Origin of the sequence: Paraburkholderia hospita (assembly GCF_002902965.1) — a bacterium.
Classification (GTDB): domain Bacteria; phylum Pseudomonadota; class Gammaproteobacteria; order Burkholderiales; family Burkholderiaceae; genus Paraburkholderia; species Paraburkholderia hospita.
This window is the reverse complement of sequence record NZ_CP026106.1, coordinates 1-13,618: the sequence shown is the minus strand read 5'-3', so window position 1 is coordinate 13,618 and position 13,618 is coordinate 1. Positions and strand designations below refer to the sequence as shown.

Genomic DNA, 13,618 nt, shown 5'->3' with positions numbered 1-13,618 from the left:
TCCCAGACACCCCTTCAGATAAACGCAACCGACCGGTTGCGTCCCTGCCGCTTCGCGCTGTACAGCGCCGCATCCGCCTCGTTGATGAGCGCCTCGTAGGCAGGCACGCCCGCCCGCGCGGACGCGCCGCCGACACTCGCCGTCACGGGCACATCGACGCCTTGCACGTCAACCGGCGTGTCGCCAATCGTATTGCGGATTTTCTCCGCGACCAGCATCGCGTCTTCCAGCGGCGTGCACGGCAGCAGCAGCGCAAACTCCTCGCCGCCGAAGCGCCCGAACGTATCCTGTGCGCGCACGACATGCGACACGCGCTGCGCCATATCACGCAGCACGGTATCGCCGACCACGTGACCGAACTGGTCGTTGATCTTCTTGAAGTGGTCCAGATCGAACAGCAGGATCGACAGTTCGCCGCCGTAACGCTGCCAGCGCGTGTACTCGTCGCGCAGACGCGCTTCGAAGTAACGCCGGTTCGCGATGCCAGTCAGCCCATCGCGGTCCGCGTATTCCTGCAGTTTCGCCACGGCCTCTTCGCGCTCGCGCTGCATGATGCTCACGTGCGTCACGTCGGAGACCGTCACGCAAACGGCCTCGACCTCGCGATCGCGCATGATCGGCATGAACGTGCAGTCCTGCTGCATGAAATCGACACCGCCCGTGATCGGCCGGTCGTGATCGAACTTGAACAGATAGGGGCGCTGCTCCCACGAACTGAACGCGAAGCTCCCGAGCTGGAACACGCTTTCGAGCTTGCGCGTCAACCACACGCGCGGCAGTTCCGGAAAGCTCGCGAAAATCGATCTGCCGACCACCTGTTGCGCCGACAGCCCGCTGTGATCGTGCATGAAGCGATTCCACATCAGCACGTTCATCTGGCGGTCGAGCACGAAAATGCCGAAGCCGACCCGTTCGACGACCAGATCGCTCAGCGTGGGAAGCGGGGCATTCATATGCTGGAAAGCAGCGCGTCCAGCGCGGAACTGAGATGACGGATCGAGTCTTCCGCCATCAGCATCACGAGGTGGGCGCGGAAACTCTGATCCTCTAACGCAAAATTCACTTCGACCAGCAGCGCGACTTCCCAGGCGAGCACGTTCGGCTGGAACACGTCGTCGAGCGACATCGCCGAGCCGAGCAGGCCCGGCTGCGAGAACACGGGCATGCGCCCAAGCTGGTCGAGAATGCACGACACGCACGCGCCCGTCAGGATGTTCGCGACGTCGAACACCAGCTCTTCCTGGGTGGTCGCCTCATACGCGGACTTCGCATACGGGTCGCTCACCAGCGAGCACAGCTGCTCGATGCTGCCGCTGCGGCAGATCACCAGCGCCTCGCCCTTGATGTCCGAGCGAAAGCCTTGTCGCACGGCGCTCACGGGCTCGTTGATGCCCGTCATCTCGCGCAGCGCCGACGCGGCCTCGCGCACGGCGACCACGCGCACGCGCGGCACGGACAGTTCGATGAACGCATCCAGCAGCAGGGCGAGGCGCGTCGCGGCCTGGCCCATCGCCAGATTGGCGACCTCTTGCAGCGCGTCGCGCTGATCTTCGTTGAGGACTGGCTCAGACATACAACCCGTACTCCTTGAGGATGGGAAGCACCGCCTCGGTGGTCACGGGCTTGGGGACGAATGCGACCGCGCCGAGCGTGCGCACGCGTTCCCTTGCCATCGGCTGGACATCGGCGGACACGACGATCACGAAGGTATTCAGGTCCTCGTGCTGCAGGGCCTCCAGAACCTGATAGCCCGTCATGTCGGGCATCGTCAGGTCAAGAAACATCACCGATGCGCGCCCCTTGCGATAATGCTCGAGCGCTTCGCGTCCGTTGGACGCGTAGGTAATGTCGACGTCCCAGTCCTGCGGCAATGCTTTCGTGAGCACCTTGCGGGCAAGCAGCGAGTCATCGGCGATCACAATGGGCAAAGGCATGGCGGCGGGCTGGAAACGGAGTGGGTTCTTGCGTGTTAACGGCGCTGCATGGGCGAACTTGAGTGGCCGCTCGCGCAGTTGCGCGACGCAGCCTCTGCGGCAGCGACAAAGCGGGAACCCGAAGCGGCCGGCACGAGCGATGCCGACCCCGCGTGGCGCGGCGACAGGCGCACCCGACGGCAGGTGCTGCGCGCGCGGCGTGCGGCCGCTGCAGCGCGCACGCAATGGACAACGGCAATGACCGGCATTTTCGAAGCCTACCCCGTAGATAGTGCTGCGGTGGCAAGACGGCGTTCATGGCTCCGTGGTGCCCCGCTGGTCTACGCGAGGGTCTGCCCGGTCTTGCATGGCATGCAATGCCCGGTCCCTCGCGCGAAATTCGCCCGATCATGGCGGGCTGATTATTTGTCTGTGCGCAATTTTCGAATCAAATTGGCGGAAAGGCAACTCGCCAGAATGCATTCGTCGAACGAATTTAACTCGTTTGAGTCAGATTCGAGTCGAAACGTAAGCATTCGTCAGATAAAAGATCGTCTTTGTACTTTTGTGTACGTTTGCGCTTCCGGATTCGTCGCTGATTCGCGAACTCGTATGACTAAAGCGTCCGGGCCCTGCAGGCGCGGCCGCGGCGTCTGCTTGGTTGCATTGCGCGCGAGCGGATGGTCCACTGAACCTATGATGAGAACACACACCTTTTCAATCGGCCGCGCGCGCGGCTTGCGCCATGACTGCTGACCGGCCCGATTCCGCCGACGCGAATGCCCCGGACGAACGTGCCACCGGCACGCGGCCCGACGAAGCGCTTTTTCCCGCCGTACCCGAGCAGAACTTTGCCGTCCGCCGTATGACGCTGATCGCGCTGCTGGTGGCGGCCGTCGTGGTGCCGTGCGTGTTCGTGGCGGCGATGGCGTTCAGCGACCTGCGCACGCGCGAGGCCGACGCCACCGATCTCACGCTGCGCACCGTGCGCGTCGCCGAAGAGCACGCGTTGAAAGTGTTCGACATGAACGAGGCGCTCAACGCGCGCATCGTCGATCTGGTGCAGGGACTCGACGACGACGGCATACGCGAAGGCGAAGCCGCGATCCACGAAAAGCTGCAGACGATGGGCGGCGGCTATCCGCAGGTCGCGGCTGTCTCGATCTTCGGGCATGACGGCACGCTGCTCGCCAGCAGCCGTTTCTATCCGGCGCCGGCCGTGTCGATCGATCATCGCGAAGATTTTGTCGGCATTCGCGACGGCCAGGTGCTCGAACATGTGTCGAAGGTGATGGTCGGGCATGTCGCGGGCGAGATCGTGTTCAACACGGGCGTCGCGCGGCGCGGCGAGGACGGCGGGTTCGCGGGCGTGGTGTCGGTGGCGCTGCGGCCCAGCTACTTCGCTGCGTTCTATCGAGAGCTGCTGGGCGGCAACGACTCGCCGATGACGATGGCGCTGACGCGCTCCGACGCCGCGGTGCTCGCGCGCTATCCCGTCGGCATGCCGTCGAAGGCGGAAGAGCCCATCCGCCACAACGCGTACACCGACGCGCTCGCCGAAGGCCGGCGCGCGGGCGTCGTGCGGGTGCGCTCGGCGCTCGACGGCGAGAAGCTGATCGTCGCGTTTCGCCGCGTCGGCTCGTATCCCGTGTATGTGACAGTCGGCTATCGGACGTCCGCGATCTGGGCCGCGTGGTATCGCCACCTGAGCGTGCTCATCCTGTCGACGTTCGTGCCGTCCATCGTGCTGTGGTGTGTGATCTGGCTGTCGCTCAGGCGCCTCGGCGCGGAAGAGGAAGCGTGGGAGCGCTGGCAGGCGGAAGCGTCGATGCGTCGCTCGATCGAATCGGCCTACCGGCAATCGCGCAAGATGGAAGCGCTCGGCAATCTGGTCGGCAGCGTCGCGCACGACTTCAACAACCTGCTGATGATCGTATCGGCCAATGTGCAGATCGTGCGGCGGCGCGGCGCGGCGGCGTTCGACCGCGAGCTGTCCGCCGTCGAGCGCGCGCTCAAGAGCGGCCAGTCGCTCACGCGTCAATTGCTCGGCGTGGCGCGCAAGCAGCCCTTGCGCAACGAGACGCTCGACGTCGAACGCTGGCTGCCGGGTTGCCGCGATCTGCTGCGCGCTTCGCTAGGCGCGAAGGTCGCGCTGGTGATGGACGTCGGCACGGGCGTGTGGCCGATGCAGGTCGACGTCGCCGAACTCGAGCTCGCGCTGATCAACGTCGCCGTCAACGCCCGCGATGCGATGCCGAACGGCGGACGCTTTACGGTGCGCGCGAACAACGTGAGCTTCCGTCACGAAGACGGCTTTCCGATCACGGGCGCGTTCGTGCAGTTGTCGCTGGAAGATACGGGCGTCGGGATGCCGCCGGAGATACTGTCGCGCGCGTTCGAGCCGCTTTTCACGACCAAGCCGAAAGGCATGGGCACGGGTCTCGGCCTGCCTCAGGTGTTCGCGTTCTGCGAGCGCTCGGGCGGGCTGGCCGCGATTGATAGCGCGATCGGCGCGGGTACGTCGGTGCGGCTCTATCTGCCGCGCGCGACGCAGGCGCCTGAAGTCGAGCGGCCTGCCGAGCCCATCGCGGAAGAGGCGGGCGCGCCGCATGGCCTGCGCATTCTGCTCGTCGAGGACAACGACGAAGTCGCGGCGGGCACGGAAGCGTTGCTGCAGATGATGGGCCACGACGTCACCTGCGTGTTCAACGCCGACGCGGCGATGGAACGCTTCGACGCCGCGCACGCGAGGCAAAAGGAAACGGGCGAGCCCTTGCCCTTCGACCTCGTGATTTCCGACATCCATATGCCCGGCACGCTGAACGGCATCGATCTCGCTGAACGCGTGCAAGCTTTCGAGACTAAGCTCCCGGTGATTCTCGTCACTGGCTATGCGGAAGAGCTGGAGCGCGCGCGCCACGTCGATGTGCGCGTGCTGTCGAAGCCGTTCGATATCGCGCTGCTCGACAAATTCCTGCAGACGCTGCAGCGCGATCTCGCGCATACGCCGACTCACCCCGCCAGTTGAGCGGCCGTTTTGCCGGGGATTACCGACTATATTTGTAAAAAGCGCGCCATGCGACGGGCGCGCTTGCCGTGGGCGACGGCTTCCCGCTGTCGCCTGTCTCTTCTGACAGTTCCCGTCGACCCGCGCTCGCGAAGCCCGGCATGAAGGTTGCGCGTATACCGTCACAGAGGATGCAGTAGTGCATCGCCGCATCCACCCATAAAGCCGACGGAGACAGACATGCGACACACCGTGATTGGTCTTTTCGCCACCTACGCGCAGGCCGAAAGCGCGCGCAACATGCTTGTGCAGACCGGCTTCGCGTCCACCGACATCGATCTGCAGGCGCACCCCGAAACGCCCGCCGACGCAGCCGCCGAGGAGTCTCCCGGCGTGATCGCCAACATCGAACGATTCCTGTCGAGCCTGTTCGCGACCTCCGGCCCGACCGCCCCTGAAGCCGAGCGCTACACGGATGCGGTTCGACGCGGCGCAGTGCTCGTGGCTGTCAACGCCGCGAGCGAGTCGCATGCGGAACTCGCGCGCACTTCGTTGAGCAAGCTTGGAGCGATCGAAGTAAGCGAGCGGGCGCCCGATGCCGCGATGCCCGCAGCCGAGACGAGACGCGAGCACTCGGTGCTCGACGAGTTGGGTATTGGCAAGCCGGCCGTAACGCCGACGGCGGCGCGGCCGTCGAGCGACGCGCTGCTCGCTGAGGAAGAAGCGCGCAACCGTGCGCGCATGGACGCACTGCATGGCGTGCCGCCCGTCGACGAACCGTCCGCACAGGCGCTCGCCGCCGCGAGCGCGCCGGGCGCCGGAGCGGTGATGCGGCCAGATGTGCCGCCGCCGGAACCCTCAACGGCGCTTCCTGGCGAGGCGGCCCAGTATCCCGATTATGGCGTGCCCACGTCCGCCAACCGGCCGGCCGTGCATCAGGACGATACGCCCGCGGCCGCGGCGATCGCGTCAGCGGGCATCGCCGGCTCAGGCGCCGTGATGACGCCCGACACCGCCGCGCCCGCGCGAGCGATGCCCCAACAGGTGCCGGATGAATATCTCGAATACGAAGAGGATTTCCGCACCCACTATGACGCGGAATACGCGCACGAAGGCTTGCGCTATGACGAGTACGTTCCGGCCTATCACTACGGCGCGACGATGGCCCGCGAAATCCGCTATCAGGACAGATCGTGGGACGAGGTCGAGCCGGAAGTGCGGGAGGATTGGGAGCGCGACAAGGCTGTAGGTAGCTGGGAGCGTTTCAAGTCCGCCGTGCAGCATGGGTGGGATCGCGTGACGGGGCATCACCATCACTAGTCTTCGCGATTCGACTGGCAAAGGACCGGAAATAATGCGGCGCCCTTGATCGGGCGCCGCTGTACGTGTAGACGAGGCGCGTTCAGCCTACGTGCCGCTTCACCCAGTCAACATATCGATCGACGAACTTCTGCAGGAACTTGCGCGTGTCGTCGCTCGCGATGTCGCCGTTCTCATCGATCTGGCCAGCCGTATGCTTGATGAACATCTCCGGTTGACCAAGCGTCTGCACGTCGAGATACGCCAGCACGTTGCGCAGATGCTGTTGCGCGAGCGCCGTGCCCGTCGCACCCGGCGATGTGCCGATCACGGCGCCGGGCTTGCCGCCCCAGACGCTATGGCCCCAAGGGCGTGAACCCCAGTCGAGCGCGTTCTTCAATACGCCGGGCATCGAGCGGTTGTATTCGGGCGTGACGAACAGCAGCCCGTTGGCAGCATGGATCTGCTGCTTAAAGTGACGCGCGACTTCTGGGAAATCGTTGTCGTAGTCCTGGCTGTAGAGCGGGAGAGAACCGATGTCTAGAAACTCGAAAGAAAAGTCTGAGGGCGCAAGCGAGATCAACGCCTTTGCCAGCTGGCGATTGGTCGAGTCGCGGCGCAAGCTGCCGACGACCACTGCAATTTGATAGGCCATGTGTTCCTTCCTCGGTTGGCGCGAAACGCGCAAAAGGGGATGCGGCCTGTCAATCATAGCGGCCGATCGGGCGTCCCGAAACACGGCGTTAGTGCCCTTGATATGACGTTTTTGTTTCCTGCAGTGGATAAACCGGGGTACGCAAAAGTTATCCACAGATTTTCTGGATAACCCTGTGGATAGGTCGAATCTTTGCCTTATCAATCAAGCGCGTCGTCGGGCTGTCGCCATACGCAACAAACGGCGTGCAACCTCACTTGCGGTTACAGCTTTGCGTTGACCCGGTGGACAGCGATTTCGAAGTGCTGGGCGTCGTGCTCGCGCAAGGAGCAGAAGGCGCGCGCTTGAACAGCCGGGCCGCGAGATGACCGTCGAAGGCACGCAAGCGGATGAAACACACAGCGCGGCGAGCTTTCCGAGCGCGGGAAGCAGGTCTGGCGGACGCGCAGCGGGCTCGATGGAGGTGGAAAGGTCTGATCGCGCGGGCCACATATAAGAAAGGGCGCTCTGGAGCGCCCTTTCCTTGTGACCGACTGCAATTGCGAACTTAGTTGCCGAAGAACACGTTGCAATACGAGGCGGGACCTTCGCACTTCGGGTTGCTGTCGGCATGGGCAACCCCGGTCGCACCGGCCAAAAGCGCAATGGATGCAACGAGGGCGGAAAGAAGGCGTTTCATGGTGACTCCTGGATTCTCAGCGTTGATGCGATCGCGTCGCGATCGTTGAGGCGGAGAATATCCACGGAGCGCACGTCCAGGAATAGCCGGATTGCCAAGAGATTTTTTCATCGGCTGTAGTAATCACGAGCTGCTCAGGTGGCGGAGTAGGGATGTAGACCCCGTGCAGGTTCGCCGGTGGACGAATTCGACGTTTCGCGTCTTTCAAGATTGGCAACAATCAATTGCGTATTGCAGTGGCCTTTCCGTTGCCTTTCAGCCGCCTAACGCGCTGATGGAGGGATCTCGCGATAACGCGCCAGGTATGCACCGTGTGCGACCTCGTCCACGCTGACAGGATGACGTGCAGACGACGCGGGATGTTTCTCCAGCATTGCCACGGGACGACTCGGCCGATGTTGGAAATTTCCACCACAGTTCGGACACACGTTGCGCAGCGCGGTCAGCGCGCAGACTTCGCAAAACGTACATTCGAAACTGCAAATCATTGCGTCTTTCGAGTCAGGTGGCAGTGCCTTGCCACAACCTTCGCATGACGGTCTTAGTTCGAGCATGTCCTGTCTCCAGAATCGACGAGATTTGGCGTTCGTTCCGCCCCGTTGAGGGAGCGGTGAATGGTTGAAGTTTATGGAAGCCGGATTCGGCAAATGTGTCAGCGCGGCGTCAATTCCTGCCAAGCCGGATGAACCGAGCTACGCCATAGACTCGATGTGATTTGCTTATGCGAATTTATCGGTTCGCGGAGATCCGTCATCGGCTTATCGTTGAGCGCAATCGGTCCCTGTTGCGACCGTATTCGCTACATCGAATCCGTATATGTCTCAACATTCCACGTTCACACGCCGCGCTTTCCTGGCGGGAGCCGGCGCACTCCTCGCGTCGACCGCTTTGCCCGTATTCGCGCAGACGCGCGCAAAAGAAATCCGTATCGGTTATCAAAAGGCCGCAAGTACGCTTGTGTTGCTGAAAGCACATGGGACGCTTGAAAAGCGCTTCGCGCCGCTGGGTGTGGGAGTGAAGTGGACGGAATTTCCGGCAGGCCCGCAATTGCTGGAAGGACTCAACGTCGGTTCGATCGATTTCGGCTATGTCGGAGAGGCGCCGCCTGTCATCGCGCAAGCTGCTGGCGCCAACTTCGTGTACACCGCGTACGAAATCCCGACGCCGCAAGCCGAAGGCATTCTCGTCCATCGCGATGCGCCGATTCAATCCGTTGCGGATCTGAAGGGAAAACGGGTGGCGTTAAACAAGGGTTCCGATGTGCACTGGTTCCTGGTCGCCGCGCTTCAGAAAGCCGGTGTGAAATACACCGATATTCAAACTGTGTTCTTGCCGCCCGCTGATGCGCGCGCCGCATTCGAGCGCGGCGCAATCGATGCGTGGGCAGTCTGGGATCCGTTTCTCGAAGCTGCAAAGCGCCAGTCGAATGCGAGACTGTTGACCGACGGTGCGGGCATCGTCAGCCATCACCAGTTCTTCCTCAGCGCGCGCCCGTTTGCTCAGCAAAACGCTGAACTGATCGATGCCGTTGTTGCCGAGGCTGGCAAAGAGGGCGTCTGGGTCCGCGATCACTACCCGGAAGCGGCTGCACAGCTCGCACCGATTCAGGGACTCGACGCCAGCGTGGTCGAAGCGAGCTTGCGACACTATGCGCACGTCTATAAGCCCATCGATGCAGGCGTGCTCGCCGAGCAGCAGAGGATTGCCGATGCGTTCACTGAGCTTCGCATCATCCCGACGAAGATCGTCACGAAGGAAGCTGTTCTCGGCGTGAAAGCGTAGTGTCCATCTAATGCCTGCGCGCGATGCGGACTCCCGTTGTCGCGCGCGTCACGTTACTTGGCCAGATCGGGAAACAGAGCTTTGACGTTCTCGGGCGGCCGTCCGATCACGGCGCGTCCATTGCGAACGACGATCGGACGTTGAAGCAGGATCGGATTCGCAGCGATCGCTTCGTATAACTGATCGTCGGTCAACGAGGCGTCAGCCAGGCCCAGTTCTTTATAGATGGCTTCTGAATCTCGAATCATCTCGCGAACGGGGCACCCCAACATTCGATTCAGTTCCTTCAACTGCGCCACGGACAGTGGCGTGCGAAGGTACTCGACCACCTCCACAGGTTCGTTCGACGGGTTGTAGACGTCGCTAATGAGTTCGCATGCGCCACGGGATTTCGAGCAGCGCGGGTTGTGGTAGACGGTGATCATGGGCGTTATGCGGGAAGTGAAAGGGTGAGGTTGAGGATTCTAGCTGCTGCGTTTGTCTGGCGTGGCGGTTGTCGCTCAACTGGCGGCCAATGATTGCGGCTTGTGCTTGAGAACAGGTTCGAGGCGCCGCGCCGCTTGCGTGTGCTGTTCAGTCAAAGCCGCTCTGACCTTCGCCATCAGGGGCCTTCATGAATATGCCTGCGGCGTGGGGAGTAATGCCGATGGGCGCCCAAAGCCGCTTGGGCGGCGCTTCCACCGCCACACTTCTCATTACCCGGTCGAGTTTATGCGCATAACTTCGACATGCCTGTGCCGTACGGCGGTAGCAGTGCGTCATATCCAGTCAGCGGGAGGCTGGTGCTCAACCAGGTTTATGCGCATAAACCCACAGTCGTTTCGGGCACGCTGCTGCCCGTAGTTAGCAGCCGTTCCACGGTCTGCCAAAGACTCCATCGTTGATCGCTTGCGCGAACCTGTTACGCGACGCTCCCTTCATATCGACTGAACCGCGACGACGGGTGGTTGGCAAAAACCGCACAGTCTCCTGCGACGCCGCCCGCATTCACCATTCCGCGCTTCGGCTTTATGCGCATAAAGCCACGTCAAACGGCTTATAACTGTTGCAAGTAACCAAAAATGTTTGAATTAGAAAAACGCCAAGGTAAAATTCAGCGGCGTCCAAAAAGAGGAGGTGAACATTGGCAGCAGAAATCATCGCAGTGACACAGCAGAAAGGCGGAGTCGGTAAGAGCACGATTGCGATGCACCTCGGCGCAGCCTTCCATGAAAGAGGCAAGCGCGTCCTCGTCGTCGACGCCGATGGTCAAAACACCCTCATTCACTGGGCGAGCGCATCTTCGGATAGTGAGTCCGGCATTCCATTCCCCGTCGTCAATCTCTCCGAGGCGGGCTCGCAGATCCATCGCGAGATCAAGAAGTTCGTTGCGGACTACGACCTGATCGTCGTCGACTGCCCGCCGTCGATCACGGAAAAGGTCTCCGGCGTGGTCCTTCTCGCCGCAACGGTCGCCGTGATGCCGACGTCCTCGTCGCCAGCGGATTACTGGTCGAGCGTGGGTCTCGTCAAGCTGGTCCAGCAGGCACAGGTCATGAACGAAGACCTCCGTGCCGTCTTTCTCCTCAATAAGACCGAAGAGAAGCGAATGCTGACGCGTGAGTTGAAGCGAGCGTTGGAAGAACTTGGCTTCCCGCTCCTGCGCACCCAGATCCCCACGCGCGAGGCCTATAAACAGGCGATGGCGCTTGGTCAGACAGTCTTGCAGATGAACGATCGGGGCGCGAAGCTGGCCGCTCTCGAAGTTCGCGCCTGCGCTGACGAGATCGCCGCCCTGCTCCCCTGAATTTATGCGCATAAAGGTACTTGAATGAAACCATCCCAATTCGCCAAAGGCTTCCAGGCACGTCCCGATACGACCAGCAGCGAAAAGCGCACGGCGCTCGATCGGCTGAACGCGATCGACGGGCTGGTGCAAAACGCAGCGAAAAACACGAACATTGCCGCATTCAAGAGCCCCGCAGTAGCGCCAACTTCGCCGAGCGAAGCGGAGCCCACCGAATCCGCGAACGAATCGGTTGAATACCGCGCGTGGCGAGCCGAGCACAGCTATCGCGCCGGACAGATCGTTGAGCTTCCGCTGAAGGCAATCAAGCCGAGTCCGTTCAACCCACGGTATTTCTATCTGAAGTCGTCGATTGCCGAGCTCGCGGTCAACCTCGCGAAGCAAGGACAGCAGCAAGCCATTCACGTCATTCCCGACTACGACAATCCGGGAAGCTATTTCGTCAGCGATGGCGGCCGACGTGTCCGGGCATTGAAAGAAGCGAATAAGGAGACGGTGAAGGCAATCGTCATCGATCTCCCGATCGGCATTCAGAGCTACAAACTTGGCTACGACCTCAACGTCCAGCGCGATTCACAAACCGTGTTCGATAACGCGATCGTGTGGCGACGCTTTCTGGACGAGAAACACTTTCAGAGCCAGAAGGAACTCGCTGAACATCTCGGTCTCGATGAATCGACGATCGCCGTGGCACTCTCGATTGCGAAACTGCCGGAGACGGTGATGCAGGAGATGGTCGCGCGACCGGATCGCTTCGGCTCGAATATGGCGTATCAGGTCGGCCGGTATCACTCGGCGCGCGGCACGGATTCGACGCTGCGTCTTATCAACAAGATCCTCTCCGACGATCTGAGCACGCGCCAGGTCGCCGACATCGTGAAGGGAAGGGCGACGGCACAGGAAAGCGCGAAGCCGGCAGGACGCCAGCGTTACGCGCAGCGGCTCGATATCAAGCTAGCCGGGGTATCGGTCGGCGACCTGAAGTCATATGGAGAAGACAGGCTCGAACTGAAATTGCGGGGATTGACGCGTGACAAGCGCGATGAAATTCTCCGACAGATCGAGCAGATGCTGTCGGAACAGAAATAAGTTACGCAAGAAATAGCGCGCCAACGATGGCGCGCTTCACAGAATCAAGCAGGGATCAAGCGGCCCGCGACTGGCTCAACGTGAACGAAAGCAAATCGCCATCCGTCGGCTCGCCCCAGGTCTTGCGCGCGAGCCAGTCAAAGAATGCGGTTTCCGTCAGCTTCGATTCCAGGCCGCGTCGTCGCCAATCGTCGCGCATGTGGCCACCGAGGCCCGGCAATTCATCCTCTTCGAACGAACGGCGAGCCAGCTCGCGCTCCGCTTCACCCTGTTCCTGGTACAGCGCCTGCGCTTCCTTGCGCCGATGCGCCATGTACTCGTCCAGGAGCCTCGCTTTCGGATCGTCGGCAGGCGCGCCCGCCGCACCTTTGCCAGCCGCCGCTGAAGGCAATGCATCGACAGGCGGCGCATAGCCCTTCTTCAGCGCGTCCTTGAACAGCGCCGGCGCGCTGCGCACGGGCGGCAGCGTCGTGCTGCGCATCCGCTGCTCGGTCATTTGCAGCGCCGCACGAATCCGGTTTTCCTCGCTATCGGCGTACAGCGTTTGCGCCTCTTTGAGCGGAATGCCGATCTTCACCATCCGATCGACGAGCGTGCTGTCGAAAACATTCGGATGCTCATCGAGCGCGAGCATCGGCTGCTTGCGCTCAGTCACCCGAAACTGGATTTCGGCGACGCGGCGACCTTCACGATGCTCGATGAGTTCCACGAAGATATTTGTGACGGCATTCACTTCTGCGATCGCCGGACGCAAGTAGTCGCGCTTGAAATACTTGTATTCGCGCTTGGCTTCATCGCCGGCTTCCGTGTCGGGCGTACCCGACAGGATAGGCCGCCACCATTCCCACGCCTCACGCATCGTCAGATGGCTCGGATTGGTCAGATAACGCACACAGATTTCATAGAGCGCGAGGCCCGCGCTGCTGCGCAACTGGCTTTGGAACTGCAAGCTCAACCGCGCGTATTGCACGGGATCGAGCAGTTTCTTTTTGATCTTCGGCGCGAACGAGAATTCGACCCAGACGCGACGCGTCGTCGGATCTTCGAGAATTTCGGCGTCGGCGATAAGCGTGGAGATGCCCCATTTGCGGCCGGGCTTCTGGCTCGACGTTCCCTGGCTCCATTCGACCTGCACGGAGACCATGCGACGCAAGTGCTCCTTGACGAGGGCGGTGTCGTTCGAATCGAAAGCCGAGTTTGCGACGATATCCGACAGGAGCGCACGATAGGTGTCGCCCGATTCGTCCGCTTGCTGGGCAACCGTGAGCAAGACATTGAACAGTTTGCGTGTGAGCAGCGTGATCTTGCCGCTCTTGGGCTGAATGGCAATCGCCTCGACGGCTTTGCGCAGTTCGGCGGAGCTTGGGCTCACCACATCGGTCTTTTTCGCGCGCTTCGTCGTGGCCAT

The 13,618-nt window shown here is 61.7% G+C and carries 13 protein-coding genes; 5 read left to right on the top strand and 8 right to left on the bottom strand.

Going from position 1 to position 13,618, the window contains the following annotated elements:
• Nucleotides 1-14: 14 nt before the first annotated feature.
• Genes C2L64_RS18355 through C2L64_RS18345 form a run of 3 tightly spaced genes read right to left on the bottom strand, consistent with a single transcriptional unit; the run spans nucleotide 15 to nucleotide 1,934 of the window.
• A complete protein-coding gene (locus C2L64_RS18355; RefSeq protein ID WP_007582918.1) occupies nucleotides 15-953 on the bottom strand; it encodes a GGDEF domain-containing protein in 939 nt (312 codons plus the stop codon).
• The gene (locus C2L64_RS18350) at nucleotides 950-1,573 is read right to left on the bottom strand and encodes a chemotaxis protein CheC (RefSeq protein ID WP_007582916.1); all 624 of its coding nucleotides are present in this window, start codon (nucleotides 1,571-1,573) and stop codon (nucleotides 950-952) included. The genes C2L64_RS18355 and C2L64_RS18350 overlap by 4 nt, the downstream gene beginning before the upstream one ends.
• Entirely contained in the window at nucleotides 1,566-1,934 is a 369-nt protein-coding gene (locus tag C2L64_RS18345) for a response regulator (RefSeq protein WP_007582914.1), read from the bottom strand. Before C2L64_RS18345 ends, C2L64_RS18350 begins: the two co-directional genes overlap by 8 nt.
• 724 nt (nucleotides 1,935-2,658) lie before the next feature.
• Here C2L64_RS18345 and C2L64_RS18340 point away from each other — a divergent pair.
• Both C2L64_RS18340 and C2L64_RS18335 read left to right on the top strand, forming a co-directional pair.
• Complete coding sequence (locus C2L64_RS18340) at nucleotides 2,659-4,941, top strand: hybrid sensor histidine kinase/response regulator (RefSeq protein ID WP_007582913.1); 2,283 nt, start codon at nucleotides 2,659-2,661, stop codon at nucleotides 4,939-4,941.
• A 219-nt stretch (nucleotides 4,942-5,160) separates the two neighbouring features.
• Entirely contained in the window at nucleotides 5,161-6,240 is a 1,080-nt protein-coding gene (locus tag C2L64_RS18335) for a hypothetical protein (RefSeq protein WP_007582911.1), read from the top strand.
• A gap of 82 nt (nucleotides 6,241-6,322) precedes the next feature.
• Here C2L64_RS18335 and C2L64_RS18330 read toward each other — a convergent pair whose 3' ends face one another.
• From C2L64_RS18330 to C2L64_RS18325, 3 genes are all read right to left on the bottom strand, one after another.
• Nucleotides 6,323-6,874, bottom strand: a complete 552-nt coding sequence (locus C2L64_RS18330) for an NADPH-dependent FMN reductase (RefSeq protein WP_007582910.1) — start codon at nucleotides 6,872-6,874, stop codon at nucleotides 6,323-6,325.
• Between the two features lie 547 nt (nucleotides 6,875-7,421).
• Nucleotides 7,422-7,553: a hypothetical protein gene (locus C2L64_RS55870; protein ID WP_007582908.1), complete on the bottom strand. Its 132-nt coding sequence runs from the start codon at nucleotides 7,551-7,553 to the stop codon at nucleotides 7,422-7,424.
• Between the two features lie 263 nt (nucleotides 7,554-7,816).
• Entirely contained in the window at nucleotides 7,817-8,107 is a 291-nt protein-coding gene (locus C2L64_RS18325; RefSeq protein ID WP_007582907.1) for a DUF1272 domain-containing protein, read from the bottom strand.
• Between the two features lie 262 nt (nucleotides 8,108-8,369).
• On the opposite strand from C2L64_RS18325, the gene C2L64_RS18320 reads away from it, so the two are divergent.
• Entirely contained in the window at nucleotides 8,370-9,335 is a 966-nt protein-coding gene (locus C2L64_RS18320) for a sulfonate ABC transporter substrate-binding protein (RefSeq protein WP_007582906.1), read from the top strand.
• Nucleotides 9,336-9,388: 53 nt separating this feature from the next.
• On the opposite strand, the gene arsC is transcribed toward C2L64_RS18320, so the two are convergent.
• Nucleotides 9,389-9,760, bottom strand: coding sequence for an arsenate reductase (glutaredoxin) (gene arsC, locus C2L64_RS18315; RefSeq protein WP_007582905.1), 372 nt, complete (start codon nucleotides 9,758-9,760; stop codon nucleotides 9,389-9,391).
• Nucleotides 9,761-10,458: 698 nt separating this feature from the next.
• Here arsC and parA point away from each other — a divergent pair.
• Both parA and C2L64_RS18305 read left to right on the top strand, forming a co-directional pair.
• Nucleotides 10,459-11,121: a ParA family partition ATPase gene (parA, locus tag C2L64_RS18310; RefSeq protein ID WP_007582903.1), complete on the top strand. Its 663-nt coding sequence runs from the start codon at nucleotides 10,459-10,461 to the stop codon at nucleotides 11,119-11,121.
• Nucleotides 11,122-11,145: 24 nt separating this feature from the next.
• Entirely contained in the window at nucleotides 11,146-12,210 is a 1,065-nt protein-coding gene (locus C2L64_RS18305) for a ParB/RepB/Spo0J family partition protein (RefSeq protein WP_007582899.1), read from the top strand.
• 55 nt (nucleotides 12,211-12,265) lie between these two features.
• Here C2L64_RS18305 and C2L64_RS18300 read toward each other — a convergent pair whose 3' ends face one another.
• Nucleotides 12,266-13,618: a replication initiation protein gene (locus C2L64_RS18300; protein WP_007582898.1), complete on the bottom strand. Its 1,353-nt coding sequence runs from the start codon at nucleotides 13,616-13,618 to the stop codon at nucleotides 12,266-12,268.

Excerpts from the sequence above, each read along its gene's own strand:
- C2L64_RS18330 (WP_007582910.1), bottom strand. The coding sequence starts at position 6,874 with ATGGCCTATCAAATTGCAGTGGTCGTCGGCAGCTTGCGCCGCGACTCG.
- C2L64_RS18355 (WP_007582918.1), bottom strand. The coding sequence starts at position 953 with ATGAATGCCCCGCTTCCCACGCTGAGCGATCTGGTCGTCGAACGGGTC.
- C2L64_RS18340 (WP_007582913.1), top strand. The coding sequence starts at position 2,659 with ATGACTGCTGACCGGCCCGATTCCGCCGACGCGAATGCCCCGGACGAA.
- C2L64_RS18325 (WP_007582907.1), bottom strand. The coding sequence starts at position 8,107 with ATGCTCGAACTAAGACCGTCATGCGAAGGTTGTGGCAAGGCACTGCCA.
- C2L64_RS18320 (WP_007582906.1), top strand. The coding sequence starts at position 8,370 with ATGTCTCAACATTCCACGTTCACACGCCGCGCTTTCCTGGCGGGAGCC.
- C2L64_RS55870 (WP_007582908.1), bottom strand. The coding sequence starts at position 7,553 with ATGAAACGCCTTCTTTCCGCCCTCGTTGCATCCATTGCGCTTTTGGCC.
- arsC (WP_007582905.1), bottom strand. The coding sequence starts at position 9,760 with ATGATCACCGTCTACCACAACCCGCGCTGCTCGAAATCCCGTGGCGCA.
- C2L64_RS18335 (WP_007582911.1), top strand. The coding sequence starts at position 5,161 with ATGCGACACACCGTGATTGGTCTTTTCGCCACCTACGCGCAGGCCGAA.
- C2L64_RS18350 (WP_007582916.1), bottom strand. The coding sequence starts at position 1,573 with ATGTCTGAGCCAGTCCTCAACGAAGATCAGCGCGACGCGCTGCAAGAG.
- C2L64_RS18300 (WP_007582898.1), bottom strand. The coding sequence starts at position 13,618 with ATGGCCACGACGAAGCGCGCGAAAAAGACCGATGTGGTGAGCCCAAGC.
- C2L64_RS18345 (WP_007582914.1), bottom strand. The coding sequence starts at position 1,934 with ATGCCTTTGCCCATTGTGATCGCCGATGACTCGCTGCTTGCCCGCAAG.
- C2L64_RS18305 (WP_007582899.1), top strand. The coding sequence starts at position 11,146 with ATGAAACCATCCCAATTCGCCAAAGGCTTCCAGGCACGTCCCGATACG.